The sequence below is a fragment of the Arthrobacter sp. MYb213 genome, assembly GCF_002979915.1.
Lineage (GTDB): Bacteria > Actinomycetota > Actinomycetes > Actinomycetales > Micrococcaceae > Glutamicibacter.
Genome location: NZ_PCQA01000002.1, coordinates 326891 through 342375, shown reverse-complemented (window position 1 = coordinate 342375; position 15485 = coordinate 326891). Strand labels below are relative to the sequence as shown.

Annotated in this window: 18 protein-coding genes; 8 read left to right on the top strand and 10 right to left on the bottom strand. The window is 55.9% G+C overall.

Annotation, left to right across the window (positions count from 1 at the left end; all coding sequences use genetic code 11):
* Positions 1-2: 2 nt before the first annotated feature.
* On the bottom strand, positions 3-677 hold the full coding sequence (locus CQ011_RS05965) for a GTP pyrophosphokinase (protein WP_105676140.1): 675 nt from the start codon (positions 675-677) through the stop codon (positions 3-5).
* 296 nt (positions 678-973) lie between these two features.
* On the opposite strand from CQ011_RS05965, the gene CQ011_RS05960 reads away from it, so the two are divergent.
* From CQ011_RS05960 to CQ011_RS05935, 6 genes are all read left to right on the top strand, one after another.
* Positions 974-1915 (top strand): DUF2797 domain-containing protein, encoded by a 942-nt coding sequence (locus CQ011_RS05960; RefSeq protein ID WP_286161106.1) that lies wholly within the window; start codon positions 974-976, stop codon positions 1913-1915.
* 64 nt (positions 1916-1979) lie between these two features.
* Positions 1980-2240 carry a hypothetical protein gene (locus CQ011_RS05955; RefSeq protein WP_105675589.1) on the top strand — a complete coding sequence of 87 codons (261 nt, stop codon included), beginning with the start codon at positions 1980-1982 and terminating at the stop codon, positions 2238-2240.
* 30 nt (positions 2241-2270) lie between these two features.
* Positions 2271-2717, top strand: coding sequence for a MaoC family dehydratase N-terminal domain-containing protein (locus CQ011_RS05950; RefSeq protein WP_105675587.1), 447 nt, complete (start codon positions 2271-2273; stop codon positions 2715-2717).
* Between the two features lie 3 nt (positions 2718-2720).
* Positions 2721-3161: a MaoC family dehydratase gene (locus tag CQ011_RS05945; protein WP_105675585.1), complete on the top strand. Its 441-nt coding sequence runs from the start codon at positions 2721-2723 to the stop codon at positions 3159-3161.
* Positions 3137-4345: an MFS transporter gene (locus tag CQ011_RS05940; protein ID WP_286161105.1), complete on the top strand. Its 1209-nt coding sequence runs from the start codon at positions 3137-3139 to the stop codon at positions 4343-4345. Before CQ011_RS05945 ends, CQ011_RS05940 begins: the two co-directional genes overlap by 25 nt.
* Positions 4317-5435 carry a UDP-N-acetylmuramate dehydrogenase gene (locus CQ011_RS05935; RefSeq protein WP_105675583.1) on the top strand — a complete coding sequence of 373 codons (1119 nt, stop codon included), beginning with the start codon at positions 4317-4319 and terminating at the stop codon, positions 5433-5435. The genes CQ011_RS05940 and CQ011_RS05935 overlap by 29 nt, the downstream gene beginning before the upstream one ends.
* Before the next feature lie 52 nt (positions 5436-5487).
* On the opposite strand, the gene asd is transcribed toward CQ011_RS05935, so the two are convergent.
* From asd to CQ011_RS05890, 9 genes are all read right to left on the bottom strand, one after another.
* Positions 5488-6606, bottom strand: a complete 1119-nt coding sequence (gene asd, locus CQ011_RS05930) for an aspartate-semialdehyde dehydrogenase (protein ID WP_105675581.1) — start codon at positions 6604-6606, stop codon at positions 5488-5490.
* Between the two features lie 112 nt (positions 6607-6718).
* The gene (locus tag CQ011_RS05925) at positions 6719-6946 is read right to left on the bottom strand and encodes an NF038396 family protein (protein ID WP_096256935.1); all 228 of its coding nucleotides are present in this window, start codon (positions 6944-6946) and stop codon (positions 6719-6721) included.
* Between the two features lie 5 nt (positions 6947-6951).
* Positions 6952-7500 carry a dihydrofolate reductase gene (locus tag CQ011_RS05920; RefSeq protein ID WP_105675579.1) on the bottom strand — a complete coding sequence of 183 codons (549 nt, stop codon included), beginning with the start codon at positions 7498-7500 and terminating at the stop codon, positions 6952-6954.
* A complete protein-coding gene (locus CQ011_RS05915) occupies positions 7497-8312 on the bottom strand; it encodes a thymidylate synthase (RefSeq protein WP_105675576.1) in 816 nt (271 codons plus the stop codon). Before CQ011_RS05915 ends, CQ011_RS05920 begins: the two co-directional genes overlap by 4 nt.
* Positions 8313-8370: 58 nt before the next feature.
* Positions 8371-8700 carry a GNAT family N-acetyltransferase gene (locus CQ011_RS05910; RefSeq protein ID WP_105675574.1) on the bottom strand — a complete coding sequence of 110 codons (330 nt, stop codon included), beginning with the start codon at positions 8698-8700 and terminating at the stop codon, positions 8371-8373.
* A gap of 81 nt (positions 8701-8781) precedes the next feature.
* A complete protein-coding gene (locus CQ011_RS05905) occupies positions 8782-9783 on the bottom strand; it encodes an NUDIX hydrolase (RefSeq protein ID WP_105675571.1) in 1002 nt (333 codons plus the stop codon).
* Positions 9783-11999, bottom strand: coding sequence for an RNA degradosome polyphosphate kinase (locus CQ011_RS05900; RefSeq protein ID WP_105675570.1), 2217 nt, complete (start codon positions 11997-11999; stop codon positions 9783-9785). The genes CQ011_RS05905 and CQ011_RS05900 overlap by 1 nt, the downstream gene beginning before the upstream one ends.
* Positions 12000-12084: 85 nt before the next feature.
* Positions 12085-13044, bottom strand: a complete 960-nt coding sequence (gene mshD / locus CQ011_RS05895; protein WP_105675568.1) for a mycothiol synthase — start codon at positions 13042-13044, stop codon at positions 12085-12087.
* Positions 13045-13094: 50 nt separating this feature from the next.
* Positions 13095-13751, bottom strand: coding sequence for a winged helix-turn-helix transcriptional regulator (locus CQ011_RS05890; RefSeq protein WP_105675566.1), 657 nt, complete (start codon positions 13749-13751; stop codon positions 13095-13097).
* Between the two features lie 128 nt (positions 13752-13879).
* Here CQ011_RS05890 and CQ011_RS05885 point away from each other — a divergent pair, with 128 nt between their 5' ends.
* Entirely contained in the window at positions 13880-14614 is a 735-nt protein-coding gene (locus CQ011_RS05885) for a hypothetical protein (protein ID WP_105675564.1), read from the top strand.
* 256 nt (positions 14615-14870) lie between these two features.
* Entirely contained in the window at positions 14871-15485 is a 615-nt protein-coding gene (locus CQ011_RS05880; RefSeq protein ID WP_105675562.1) for a heme-binding beta-barrel domain-containing protein, read from the top strand.

Sequence of the window (15485 nt, the reverse complement as noted above, 5' to 3'; positions counted from 1 at the left end):
TCTCACTCTTCTTTGGATGCTGTCTTCATCGCAAGGGCTCGCACCTGTTCCATCAAGCTCTCGTCGAACGGTTCTCCAACCGTGGGCGACTCTGCATTGACATCATGTCCGTGTACCGCGGTATGTAGCCGTTGCATTTGCAGGTCCAACTTTTCCGCGGCGTTTGCCGCGTCGGTGAGCTCCTCAACCAGATGTTCAGGAACCGCGCCCTCGTACTTGTAAAAAATCTTATGTTCGAGACTCGCCCAAAAATCTTGAGCGATGGTGCGGATCTGTACTTCAACAACCACCGGGACCGGACCCTCGGAGAGGAATACCGGGATCTCCAGAATCAGATGCAAGCTTTTATACCCATTGGGTTTGGGATGCTTGATGTAGTCCTTGATCTGCAACACCTTCAGATCATTTTGTGCGGTGAGCGTGTGTAGTACTTTGTAGGTATCTTTGATGAAACTGCAGGTGATACGGATACCGGCGATATCGGTGATGTTGGCTCTAATTGAGGCCAGATCCGGATCGATGCCTCGCTTGACGACTTTTCGCAGAATACTCTCTGGAGATTTCACCCGCGACGAGACATGTTCGATGGGGTTGTACTTGTGAAGGTATAAAAATTCTTCACGCAAAATCGAAACCTTAGTCAGCACCTCGTCCGCAGCGAAGCGGTACTCCATCATGAACTTTGGAAGCGACTGCCGTAGCGAATGAGCAAAATCGTAAATCAGGGCACCGTTGGAGTCTGAAGACTCCACGGAAGCCAAGGGAATTAACTCGTGGGATTCATCTGAATTGGAAGAAATCTCGACCACCTCTAGCTCAGTTAGCAGAATCGAAACACACTAGATGTTCGTCTTTTGCTCCAACCCTAATCCTGTCGACTAAGAATTGCGCATGAATCCGATGCACGTTGCGCGTGGAGATGCGCGATGTTCAATGATCTAACGTTGAATGCAGAACTTGTTGAAAGGCGCAGATGATTCTCGAACGTGAAAACCGGCAGCTTTGCCATGGCATTAGCTTCTCGCCACATGAGCCGGTCCCGGTGCTCAGACTGCGTCGCGGTAACGAATGGGTCAACGAACCACTCAGTGAAAACCGTTCGATCAAGTTGCGCGTTGGACAGACTAAATTTTGTTTAGGTTATGTCACCATGCGCGATGATGGCTCGCGAACACTGCATAGCTGCCCAAAACTCAAGGGACTAAATACCGGAACTCAATGCGAGGGGTGCCGGCGCTTGGACCAGAGCAAATTCATGCACCAGTTTCACAAGACTGGAGAGGCGCCACAGGGTCTTCGCAAATATCTAGAGCAACCACATTTCCTCTACGTCGCAAGTTTTGCCCATGGGGCCACCAAGGTTGGTACGACCTCCACACAGAGCAAGTGGACTCGTCTGGCACAGCAGGGAGCGGTGAGCGCCAGATACGTGGCGCGTGCCAGTGATGGTGGTGCGATTCGAGTGTTGGAAGATTTAGTGACCGAGCACGTAGGTCTTAAACAACAAGTCCGACAGAAATCCAAGGTCAAGGGGCTGACCTCCTGGGAGCTCGACGAAACAAGTCTGGACGCAGCCAATGCCTTAGAGGCGACGCGTGCCAAGAAATTCTTAGAGTCCCAAGGTGAACTAGCCGCCTATGGCGTAGAACTGCTAGATCAAAAGTGGGAGCAGCCTGCCTACGCCCTGGAAGTGGTGCGAGCCTGGGATTCAAAAACAGTACATCCATGGACGGAACCCATTGCCGGCCATGAAATGAATCTGCGCGTGCGCGGAGTACTTGGCCAGAGCATCCTGGTCGATAGCGGGGAAAACACTACCTTACGCTTGCTAGACGCGGCAGAGTTGAAAACCCGTGAAGTGCATGTCGAAGTGCAGCGTGGCGAGTTCTTCGAAGAACAATCACCACTGTTCTGAGTTTCACCCGTTTTATCGCTTCATTTGGGCTTTGTACCGTGCACTCTGAACTAAACTGGATGCCATGACCAACACTCCATGGGAAGCGGCCTCACCGCGTTACAAAAAGTTTGTGTTCACCGCCATGGGGGTCATGGGCTTTGGCATCATTTTGGCAATTATTGGCTCGAACATCCCCTCGCTCTCGCTGGTATACACGGCCATAGGCATCATGATTGTTGGCATGCTGTGCCACATCATTGGCTTAGTTATCCGCGCCAAGGACACCCGCAAGTGGCGTATCGCCAACGGACTTGCCGTTCCGCGCGCCAAGAAGCAAAAGTAACCGAGTAACTCGCAACGTTCAGGAGAACTAATGGGTATCAACCCTGACCTCGTGGGGCATATTTACCCCGCTGGCGCGTCCTACCAGGTAGGTCGCGAAAAAATTCGTGAATTCGCCACGGCCACCAAAGCTAGCTCCCCGGCGCACTTTGACGTGCAAGCCGCCCAAGCATTGGGTTACGCAGATTTGGTAGCCCCACCAACTTTTGTCATCATCATCGCGCAGCGTGCAGATGCGCAACTGATCTCAGATCCGGCCTCCGGAATTGATTTCTCTCGTGTGGTGCACGCCGACCAGCGTTTCACCCACCACCGCCCGATTGTGGCCGGAGACGAACTGCTGGCAGAACTCTATGTTGACCAGATCCGTGAAATGGGTGCCGGTGCAATGATCACCACGCGCGCCGAGATCACCACGGTGTCAGGCGAGAAGGTCGCCACCACCACTTCATCGCTACTGGTACGGGCAGGGGACTAAACCATGATCAAATTCTCTAGCCTAGAAAAAGGCCAGGTCATCGGTTCAACAACCGTCACGGTCAACCGTGGTGACCTGGTGCGCTACGCAGGTGCCTCGGGAGACTTTAACCCGATCCACTACAGCGAACGCTTTGCCACCGAAGTCGAGCTGCCCTCGGTAATCGCCCACGGCATGTTCACCATGGGTGCTGTTGTTGATCTTGTCGGTGCATGGGTAGGAAACCCGGGTGCCATCGTGGATTACCAGACCCGCTTCACCAAGCCGGTAGTGGTGGAAGATCCTGCAGGGAGTAACCCAAGCGATGCCGAAGGTACCGCCATTGAGGTTGAAGGCAAGATCGGTGCACTGGACGACGAAGCACAAACGGCACGCGTGGACCTGACGGTCACCGCCAACGGTACGAAGGTACTGATGAAGTGCCAGGCGGTAGTCCAGCTCTGAATAATCAACTAGGCGGCGAGGGCACGGTAATCGCCTGGCGTAACGGGCTACTTGCCGCCTACCTGGCCAGCGGCCTCTTGATCTCTGCCCTGGTCTCTCGGCTCCCGGCAATGCGCGACGCGTTGCAGCTAGACCACGCGAATGTGGGCTTACTGTTGTTGTGCCTGAGCGCCGGGTCGTTTTTGTCTGTGGCGCTCTCCGGACAGGCAGTGTTGCGGCTGGGAGCCACCAGTGTCATGCGCATCGCTGCCACCTTGGCAGGTTGCTCATTGCTACTGATCGGGATCAGCGCCTCGGTATTTGAATCCACCTGGCTGACCGGGATTTTCCTGTTCACTCAAGGACTGGGTACCGCTTCGTGGAATGTGGCCTCTAATGTGCAGGGCGCAGCCATGGAACGGGCGCTGGGCCGAAGCATTATGCCGGCGTTACATGGATTTTTCTCCATTGGCACCGTGCTGGGAGCCGGCGTTGGCGCGTTGGCAGCGGCGGTTAATCTGCCACTCTTTGTGCACTATGCGGTGATGGGCGTGATCATCGTGGTGACGGTGCTGGTCAGTGCCCGGAGCTTCGGTGAAGATTTCAGCCGTACCCCACGCAACCATACAGGCCCCTCGCTGGCCCAAGCGTGGAAAGAACCACAAACCATCTTGCTTGGCGTGCTGGTCCTGGGCATGGCTTTGGCCGAGGGCGCAGCAGGGGATTGGGTAGCCTTGGCCTTGGCCGACGGTTACCAAACGACCGAGGCCACCGGAGCGATTGGCTATGGCGTATTTGTCAGCACCATGACCCTCACGAGGCTACTGTCCGGTGATCTCATCTTGCGTCTGGGACGCGTGATCATGATTCGCGCCAGTGCCATAGCAGCGTTGATAGGTGTATTGCTTTTTGCCTTTGCCGGAAACCTGCCCTTAGCATTTATCGGCCTGGCCATTTGGGGTATGGGAGTTGCGCTGACTTTCCCACTGGCCATGAGCGCCGCCTCACAGGACCCACTGCGGGCGGCCACCCGCGTTTCGGTGGTCTCCACCATTGGTTATGGCGCGTTCTTAGGTGGACCGCCGCTGCTAGGCCTGTTAGCAGGGGCAATCGGCCTATTGCCGGCCTTGGGGTCCATCTCGATTCTGGTGGTCTTAGCCTTCTTCCTTTCATCCAATGTGGCCGATCACCGAAGCGAAAAATAGCACCGCGAAACTATGCGAAAGTAGGAGCATGCTGAAGAATTTGACGACCTCCCAGGTCGGCGGGCCCGCCGACCAATTGGTGGTGGCAGGTACCGAAGAAGAGCTGGTCTCTGCGCTGGCTACAGCCGATGCTGCCGGGACCCCGGTACTGCTAATCGGTGGCGGTTCAAACCTGGTGATCAATGATCGTGGATTCCGCGGAACCGCCATTCAGATCGCCACCCGCGGGTTGCAACTTGAAGCCTTGGGCACCAATACGCTGTTATTGCGCGTCGCTGCCGGGGAAAACTGGGACGCCTGCGTGGAATACAGCCTCGTAGAGGGGCTAAGCGGCTTAGAGGCGCTGTCCGGCATCCCCGGATGTGCCGGGGCCACCCCGGTGCAGAACGTGGGGGCCTACGGCGCCGACGTCTCTCAGCACCTGGCCTGGGCGCGGGTTTATGACCGGCACCTAGGAACCGCGCTGACGCTACATCGTGAAGAGCTCGAATTTTCTTACCGGGATTCGCTGATCAAACGCACCAGCGTAGCCGGTTCACCTCGCTTTGTGGTGCTCGAAGTTGCCTTTGAACTTACTCGCTCGGAGGATTCGGCGCCGATACGTTATGCGGAACTAGCTCGCCGCATGGGCGTTGCACCCGGTGAATCAGCCTTGGCGCAGCTGGTGCGCCAGCAGGTGCTTGAACTACGTCGCTCCAAAGGCATGGTCTACGAAACGAAGGACGTGGATTCGCACTCCACCGGGTCCTTCTTCACCAACCCGATCGTTGACGTGTCGGTGCTTGAACGATTGCCAGAAGGTGCCCCAAATTATCCGGTGGACACCGACGGTCTGGTGAAGCTTTCCGCAGCGTGGCTGATCGATCAGGCCGGATTCTCCAAGGGCTTTGGACTGGAAGGCACCGAGGGGTTCGGTTTGGCTCAAGGCCGCGCTAGCTTGTCCACCAAGCACACCTTAGCGGTCACCAACCGAGGTGCTGCTAGCGCCGAAGACCTACTGACTGTCGCCCGTGCCGTGCGGGCTGGGGTGCAAGAACGCTTTGGCATTGAATTGGTCAACGAACCGTTGCTGATTGACTTAGCGCTTTAGCGCACAAAAAGCCCCTTCGAATCGGAATTCGAAGGGGCTAAATTGTTTGTCTTTACAGCCGGCCCTGAGCGATGGCCAGCATGCGGCGCAACGGCTCTGCCGCACCCCAGAGCAGCTGGTCACCGACGGTGAACGCGGAGATGTACTTAGGTCCCATTTCCAGCTTGCGGATACGGCCCACCGGAATATCCAAGGTGCCCGAGGCGGCGACCGGGGTCAGGCGCTCCATGGTGGCTTCCTTTTCATTGGGTACAACCTTGGCCCACTCGTTGTCCTCGTCGATCAGTGCTTCGATCTCGGAGACCGAGAGGTCATCCTTCAGCTTGATGGTCAACGCCTGGGAGTGCGAACGCATCGCGCCGATACGTACGCACAGGCCGTCAACGATGATGTGATGATCCCCGGAGGTCTGCAAGATCTTGTTCGTCTCGGCTCCGGCCTTCCACTCTTCGCGGGACTGGCCGTTGCCTAGGTCTGCATCGATCCAAGGGATCAGCGAGCCTGCTAGCGGTACACCAAACTGGCTGGCGTCCAATCCACCGCGCTGAGCTTCAAGCACCTTGCGGTCAATGTCCAAGATGGCGGAGGCCGGATCGGCGAGTTCGGCGGAGACCGTCGAATTAATGTCCCCAAACTGGGTCAGCAGCTCGCGCATATGGCGTGCGCCGCCACCGGAAGCTGCCTGGTAGGTCATGGAAGTGCTCCACTCGACCAGGTTGTTCTTGAACAGCCCACCCAGACCCATAAGCATGCACGAGACGGTGCAGTTACCGCCGACAAAATCTTTCACGCCTGCAACCAAGGACTGGTCGATGACATTTCGGTTCACCGGGTCCAGCACGATGACCGAGTCTTCGTTCATGCGCAAGGTGGAGGCTGCATCGATCCACAGGCCATCCCAACCGTACTTACGCAGCTCGCTGTGCACCTTAGCGGTGTAATCTCCGCCCTGAGCGGTGACGATAATCGGCAGCTTGGCCAGAGTATTAATATCGTAGGCGTCCTGCAGCGGTTCGGCGCCCTGCGCAAAGCTAGGGGCTGCACCACCGGCATTCGACGTCGAGAAAAAGACCGGGTTCAGTTGCGCAAAATCGCCCTCGTCGAGCATGCGCTGCATCAGCACGGAACCAACCATGCCACGGTAACCAACAAATCCAACAGATGAAGTCATATCTCCATGGTAGGACGATTCAGGGCAACCGGCTCGGTTCGTTACAGCAGTTAAAGCAGAATCACACCCGAGCCCCAGCAGGGTTCGGGTGTGATTTGAGTAAGCAGAAGCTTTACTTCTCCTCTAGCAATAGTTTGCGATTCTTGATCGCCCACATTGCGGCAAAGATAAATAGTTGGGTGGGGACCAGCAACAAGATGAGGCCGAAAATCTTGGCGCCGTCGAGCACCATGAAGAAGCCCAGCACCGCTACCACGAGGGCGAGCAACGGGAACAGCATGTATCCGAGGATAAACAACGCGTCAGAGTGTTGTTTGAGCTCGCTCAAGTATTTTTTCACGTAGGTTAGTCCTTTTCACGGATCCAAGATTCGAAGCGGAATTCGGTTCCGCTTTTTGAGCTGTGCCATTGCTCAGCCGGGTCGGCTGAGGACAGGACAAAGTCTTTAGTCAAGGTGGGGGCTTTGGTATCCCCGGTAGGGCTGAGGTTCAGCCGTGTAATCACGGCGATGTCCAACAAATCTAGGGTGGCGGCGTAGAGCTTTCCTCCGCCGATAATCCAAATTTCTTCGCTGCCTTCGCTTTGTTTAGCCAACGCCAAGGCTTCGTCTACCGAGCCGACAGCAAGTGCGCCGGCGGTACGCAGTTGTTCGTGGTCACCGGAGGTCAGCACGATATTACTGCGGTTTGGTAGGGGCCGGTATTTCTCCGGGAAAGAGTCCCAGGTATTGCGGCCCATGATTACCGGATGACCGGCGGTGACTCGTTTAAAATGCGCGAGATCTTCTGGCACATGCCAGGGCATCGTGCCGCCAGCGCCAATGATGCCGTTGGCGCCCTGCGCCCAAATGGCACCTATGAGGCTCTGAGATTCTTTCGCGTGACGTGAACTCATACCGCGACGCTTCCCTTGATCGTTGGGTGATGCTGGTAATCGTTGAGCACGAAGTCTTCGAGCGTGTAGTCAAAGATTGACTTTGGCTTGGACGCGAATTCCAGCGTTGGGTAGGGATACGGATCGCGACTGAGCTGTTCGCGAACTTGGTCCAAATGGTTGGTGTAGATATGTGTGTCTCCACCGGTCCAGATGAACTCACCCGGTTCCAAATCAAGCTGTGCGGCGACCATCTTGGTCAGCAGCGCGTAGGAAGCAATGTTAAAGGGGACTCCGAGGAACATGTCAGCGCTTCGCTGATAAAGCTGGCAGGAGAGTTTTCCATCAGCCACGTAAAACTGGAAAAACACGTGGCATGGGGGCAGCGCCATGTGCTTAATTTCCGAGACGTTCCATGCCGAAACGATATGACGACGCGATTCCGGGTTGGTGCGCAGAGATTCCATGACCTCAGAAATTTGGTCAATGTGGGCGCCGTCCGGGGTGGGCCAGCTGCGCCATTGCACACCATAAACCGGACCGAGCTCGCCATCTGCATCGGCCCACTCGTTCCAAATGCGCACGCCTTGATCCTGCAACCACTTCACATTCGATTCGCCACGCAAGAACCAAAGGAGTTCTGCGGCGACAGATTTGAAATGCACCCGCTTGGTGGTGATCAGCGGGAAAGATTTGCTCAGATCAAAGCGGAGCTGACGACCAAACACCGAAAGTGTGCCGGTGCCGGTGCGATCCTCTTTGGCGATGCCGTTTTCCAGCACGTCGCGCAACAGATCTTCGTATGGGGTCTCGATGTTCTGGGAAGTCACCATTCCATCGTAGCTGTAGCCCTAGCGCTAGAGCTACAACCGAACTGTGAGACTTCGCTAGCTATTGGGTGGCAACCATGTCGTGGTATTCGGGGTAACGGTTCAAATAGTCCTGTACGTAACTGCACTCAGGAACAATTTTTACTCCCTCGGCACGTAATTTATCGAGCACCATGGTCACCAGTGCACGAGCGTAGCCGCGCTTGCCGAATTCCTCATTAACGATCGTGTGTTGCAAGGTCACCAGCTGATCTTCGCGCTGATAACCAATAAAACCGATGAAGGTGGAGCCATGCCAAAGGCTGTAGCGTTGGCGACTTTCGTCATGATCCAGACGCAACCCTTGATGCACAATTTTCTGAACCGGCTGCTCTGGCTGATGAGCGGACATGGCATTAGCCTCCTTGGACGTGATTTCTCTCACCTCTAGTCATAGTCGCTTTTGAGGGTAGATGCAACGCGTGTCCAGTGGTTAGTCGTGATATGGCGCGTGGATCTCCACCGAGACGAACTGATGTTTGGATCCGGGCACCTGATGGGCAATGATCACTCCGCCCGGTTCTAAGAATGGATCACTGCTCGGCAGGATCGCGGCCGCCTTCGACGAAAGCTTAGAACGCAAGACTGCAAGGGCCAAGGGAAGCACCGGACGATGCATGCACACCACCTGAGAGCGTGTCTTGGCAACCAGCTTTTCAAGGGCACGGGTGGCCTTGTCGGGTTTCCGATTGGCCGCGTGCTCGGTGATCGAGTTGATGGTTTTTAATTTGATCTCATGCAGCGACACATAGGGGGTCACCGTTTGGACGCAACGAACCCAAGGGGACGAAGCGACATGTGAAGGACGCCAAGCTTCGAGCATCCGGGCCAGGGCGAGGGCTTGGCGTCTGCCGGTGGCGGCTAACGGACGTTCACCTTCGGCGCGAGTCCATTTGCCGCGCGGCTTCGCTTTGGCATGACGCGCAATGATGAAAGGCATGCTTTCTAAACGCTGGTGGGCATGGGCCTTGATCAGGTCATCGAGCGGGGCGATATCCGAGGGGTTAGTTAGCTGCCCACGAGCCTGTTCCGCCTGAACCCAGCGCGACTGATCACACTCGGTCCCGTCGGGTTGCTCAGTGACCCCAGCATCAATTCGTGCCGCCCAGTAGTAGACAACCTTCGTTTTGCTTTTGACCGTGTATGCGGTGGCCGCTAGCGGCAGTCCCAGCGTGATGTTCAGCCCGACTTCCTCGCGGACCTCCCGAATCGCGCATTCGGGAATTGATTCTCCCGCGTCAAGCTTGCCCTTGGGCCAAGACCAATCGTCATAGCGCGGACGGTGGATGAGCATCACTTGCAGTTGTCCATGTTCAATTCGCCAAGGGATCGCCCCGGCTGCAATCACATCAAATTCGCCGAGTCGGATCTCTTCGGCATCGCTGGAGCGTTGCAGTGAGGAAAGCACCAAGCGGGAGTCTGGAGTACTGTTCACTAGTTGTGCAGCCCACTCATTCGACGTCGGGCATGCTCTTCCATGAGCCAAAATTGGATATCTGTCAATGGGTTTCCATCGGCGTCTCGATGATGTCTGGTCCAGGCCCCGTCGGCACCCAAATGCCAACTCATGGTGGAGTCATCCATATAACGCTTCATCAAGCTCGTCATGGTGTCGATATCTTCCTGGTCGCGAAGAGACACCAAGGCTTCCACGCGACGGTCCAGGTTTCGATGCATCATGTCGGCGCTACCGATATAGACCAAAGGGTCACCGGAATTAGCAAAGATGAACACTCGGCTGTGTTCCAAGAATCTGCCCAGGATAGAACGAACCTCGATATTCTCGCTCAGCCCTGGCAGACCTGGGCGCAACGCACAAATACCTCGCACGATCACATTGACTTTTACCCCGGCCTGGCTGGCTCGGTACAGCGCGTCAATGATGGCTTCATCAACCATCGAGTTGACCTTGATATAGACCGAGGCCTCTTTGCCCTCGGCGGCATTGCTGATTTCCTTTTCAATCAGTTCCAGAAGCCCGGTACGTACGGTACGTGGGGCCACCAGCAACCGGTGATAGGTGGAGCGCGGAGCGTAACCCGAGAGCTGATTGAAGAGCCTTGACACATCTTCGCCGACGGCCTCATCACAGGTGAGTAAGCCGAAGTCCTCGTAGTAGCGGGCCGTGCGTGGGTGGTAGTTACCGGTGCCGATATGGCAGTAGCGACGTAGCTTGTCGCCTTCCTTGCGAACTACCAAGGAGAGCTTGGAATGGGTTTTGAGGCCCACAATCCCGTAGACCACGTGCACGCCGGCTTGCTCAAGTTTGCGGGCCCAACTGATATTTGCCTGCTCATCAAAGCGGGCCTTAATTTCTACCAGGGCAAGGACCTGTTTGCCGGCTTCGGCCGCGTCAATTAGTGCGTCAACAATGGGGGAGTCCCCGCTGGTTCGGTACAGGGTCTGCTTGATTGCCATGACCTTAGGATCAGAGGCTGCCTGTTCCAAGAAGGCTTGTACCGAGGTGGAGAAGGAATCGTAGGGGTGGTGCAACAGGATGTCGCGCCGACGGACCGCACCAAAAACGTTGGCGGCCTTCGCGGTTTCGGACTCATTGAGGAACCGGGAAGTGTGACCTACGTGCTTGGTGTAGTGCAGTTCGGTGCGGTCCAAGGAGCCGATCACACCGAGTCCACGTAAGTCCAGTGGTGCGGGAAGTCTAAAGACCTCGTCGTCTTCGATGTTTAGTTCGCGGACCAATAGCTCGAGGATCTGCGGATTAACGTCATCGACCACTTCCAAACGAACCGGTGGGCCGAATCGGCGGCGCAACAGTTCTTTCTCCAGAGCCTGGAGAAGATTTTCTGCGTCGTCTTCTTCAACCTCTAGGTCCTCGTTACGGGTTACCCGGAAGAAGTGATGCTCCACGATTTCCATACCCGGGAACAATAGGTCCAAGTGCACCGCGATGAGTGCTTCAAGCGGAATAAAACGTGCGGTGCGCTGGGAGGAGTGGGCGGCTTTGACGCCATCGATACCGACGAGTCGGGCAATGGTGTCCGGCACCTTCAGACGGGCAAATAGTTCCTTGCCGGTCAGTGGATTTCGCACCACCACCGCAAGGTTCAGCGAGAGTCCGGAGATGTACGGGAATGGGTGGGCAGGGTCCACGGCGAGTGGGGTGAGTACCGGGAACACCTGGGAGATGAACCATGCGGAGAGTGTTTCGCGTTCGGTCTCGCCTAGCTCGTCCCAACGAGTAATGCGGATGCCTTCTTCGGCTAAGGCCGGACGCACCTGGTCGGCAAAAACCATCGCATGGCGGGTCTGTAGCTCATGAGCAGAATTCAGTAGCAGTTCGAGCTGGTCTACCGGGTTCATGCTGTTGGCTGCGGGAACCGCCATACCTGTGGCAATGCGGCGTTTGAGCCCGGCCACACGCACCATGAAAAATTCGTCCAGATTTGAACCGAAGATTGAAAGAAAATTGACTCGTTCAAGCAGCGGCAGGCTGGCGTCTTCGGCGAGTTCTAGGACTCGCGCGTTGAAGTGCAACCAAGATAGCTCGCGGTCCAAGAAGCGTTCATTGTTAAAATCACCCTCGGGATGACGCACGGGCGACTTGATCGCCGGCTCAATGCGGTCTTCATTCATCTTGGATGCTGGCACATCGCGAAGCTGTGATGCCGGCTGTTTGGGGGTGGTAGTCATCTACTTAACTCGCTTCTTTCTGCAAGTGGAAATCTCATTGCACCTCAACGCACCGTTCAAAAACTGGTTTATACCTGGTGCATTATTATTCTATCGGCTGCGGACCGTACATGATGTCGGTGTCCCAAAGTGTGAAGCCCAATGAACGGTATAGATTTACCGCAGGCTCATTATCTGCATCTACATAGAGCAGTACCGAGCCCACTCCGAGCTCCAACAGGTAGTTCACACCCATCGCCGTCAAGATTCGGCCAAGCCCCAGGCCTTGAGCCTCGGGAACTACACCGACGACATATACCTCGCCCATCGGGCGAACCGCATCGGCTGTGGCGGGATGGATCTTGGTCCAGTGATAGGCGATCAGCTGTTCTTCAGCATCAAAGGCCAAGAAGAAACCCGTTGGGTCAAACCAGTCTTCGGCCATACGCGAATCTAGGTCCGTCAAGGTCAGTGATCCCTGTTCCGGATGATGCGCGAAGGAGGCGCTATTTGCTGCCAACCAGGCAGGCTCGTCCTCGCCCACACGGAAGGTCCGCACCGTGCTGCGTTGTTTGAGTTCGGGAACTTCCAAAGCTTCGGAATCAACACGGCGCAACTTGTACAGCTCGCGCACGGTGGCAAGGCCGATGCCGGCCGCTAACTTTTTAGCCGCCGGATGTCCACCATGAGCCCACGCCTGAATGCTGCTCAATTCAAGGTCTTCGCCTAGGCGTTCAAGCAACGCCGAACCGATTCCTTGCTCGCGGTGTTCGGGGTGCACCACAAGCTCTACCACCCAGCTATTTGACGCTGCATCACGTACCGCGACAAGCACTCCAACCAAGGCAGTTTCCCCTGGCTCTAGCTGACGTTCGGCGCGCAGGCTGAGCACTGATTCGGCGGAATCTTCCGTGGCTAGGGCTACCAGAGTCTGGTCGCTGAGCGGGGGATTCCCATCGGATTCTTGCGCCGTCGTGGCAAGTTTGCGAACATCGGAAAGATCGCGTTCTTCCAGTTCACCTTGCGTTTTTTGGATGGTCAAAGTTGTCAGTGGCAGTTCGCTCATACCAACACCTTAGCCCGATGATCCGCGCGTGGACTAGTGGCGGAACAAACTTAAACTTCGCTGTGGAAGCGGTAGCCGACATTTCGCACGGTGCCAATCAATTGTTCATGATCGGTACCGAGCTTTGCGCGTAAACGACGCACGTGAACGTCCACGGTTCGTGTGCCTCCGTAGTAGTCGTAGCCCCACACCTCGTGTAGTAGTTGTTCACGGGTGAATACTCGGCCAGGAAATTGCCAGAGATATTTGAGCAGCTCAAATTCTTTGTACGTCAGATCCAGCATGCGGCGATCTATTCGAGCGGTGTAACTGAGCTCATCGATGGTTAGTCCGGAAGTGTTTTTTGGTGCAACGATTTCGGTCTGTGTCGAAAGGATCAGCCTGATGCGCGCTTCGAGTTCTCCAGGGGCCGCGGTGGGCATGATGAAATCCGAAATGTTCCAACCAGAGTTCAACACTCCAAGGCCACCCTCGCCAATGACCAAAAGCAATGGCAGGTTGGCGGTAGAGTTTATGGTTTGCGCCAGGGATCGAGCCGCGACTAGGTCGGTGCGAGCATCAAGAATGACCGCTTCGCTCTCACCTAGTTGGGTGAGCGCCTCGGAGGTTGCAGGTAGGCAACGAACTTCGTGAAGCAGTAGTTCTAGCGCCGGAAGTACCTGCGCGACGGTGTCTGCGTTGTTGCTTAGGAGCAGTAGGTGCGCCATGACGGACTTCCTCCTGCCATATAGTTACAAAAATATAGTTTTTACGTGTCACAGTATAAGGAAAGAACCATTCAAAGCTTGCATGCGCACGTGCAAGTGCCCCGACTATTACCGATGGGAAATTTGGTTTGCGAATCAAGGTACTGATCAGTGGGCTGCTGGCGGCCGCCCTGTTGCTTGGAGCTGCCGCATGGAGTTCGGTGAACTTTGCAATGGCAATTGTCGCCGTAGTGGTGCAACTAATTTTTGCCTACGCTTGGCCTCGGATGACACGTTCGGAGACCCCGTGGACACTGAGCGTGATCTTGTTTCTCTGTGCCTTAGCGTCCACCGCGGCGACTCTTTTTATGCCCGGAGCCACTCAAACTTCACATAGCGTGGAGGTCATTGCCGCCGGAGTGCTGCTGATTTTCATTACGCAAGTATTGCGTGGCGCTTCTTCCGAGGGACGACTTGCAGGTGTGGTCTCCGGAGTGACCGGGTTGGCTATCGTGACACAGGGTGCCGGGTGGGCCGCGATTGGGCTTAGCGACTCGGCATTTGGGACCACCTTGACCACGTTGTTGGCGTTGCTCGGTGCCGGAGCCATCGCGATTACTCGCTGGCCTGACCGCATCACCTTTATCCTTGCACCACTTATTGGCGGCGCCCTCGGCGCGCTAGCTAGCGCGTTGACCTTTGGCCCGCACTGGGCTCCGGCGCTGTGCATCGGAATACTTTCAGGGCTGTTAGTCGGTAGCTTGCGCGCGTTGGCTTTGTCCTCGCGCAGTGTGCGCACTATCTCAGGAGTGCTCGCGCTAGCCTGCGGCATCCTGCTGTTAGCCGGGGCACTGAGCTGGTATGCGATGGTCTTGTTGAACTAATTGAAGAAATGTGATGCCTGCTTCGTCACGAGTGTCTCAAATGGCAAGGCGCTCGGGCTAAGATGTAGGCATGAATGAAAATTACCTTGCACTCGAAATTTTCTTCCTCGCCTTGCTGACCGTTGCAGGTCTGGGCATGGCCGGATTCGCTGGACTTGTTGTAAAGCGTCTTTTCAAGGGGCAGAAGTAAAAATAGCGCACACAAAAATGTGTGCGCTATTTTCATTTAACGAAGCTTTAAGGAGCAGCTAGTTTAATGGCTTTTGATATTCCCACGGATCTCACGCCGGAACTCGTCCCCTTTGCTTGGCTTATTGGAAGCTGGGAAGGGACCGGGCGCCTCGGTGAAGGCGAAGAGTCGGATCCGCACTTCTGGCAACATGTCACCTTCCATGACGTTGGCGCACCATATTTGGAATACCGTAGCGAAGCGTGGCTGACCGATGCCGACGGCACCAAGCTACGCATCCTGTCCGTAGAGAACGGCTTTTGGGCGTTAGAACGCCAACAGCAAGATGCCGACTCCGGACCAGGAATGACACCCGGAGATATCTTCCCGGCGCTACGCTCTGCAGATGATGTGCAGAAATTGCACACCAAAGAGGGATTTAAGATCCAAGCGCATATCGTGCAGCCGGGCGGAATCTCCGAACTTTATTACGGGCTCATTGATGGCCCGCGTATCCAGTTGGCCACCGAAGCGCTGCTGCGCAGCAAAAATGCTAAACAGTATGCCTCGTCCACCCGAATGTATGGACTCGTTAACGGAAACCTGTTCTGGCGGTGGGATGTTTCCTTAGGCAACAACGACCTCAAGGCACATGCCTCGGCCGCCCTCAAGCGCGTCACTGCAGAAGCGATGGAATCCTAA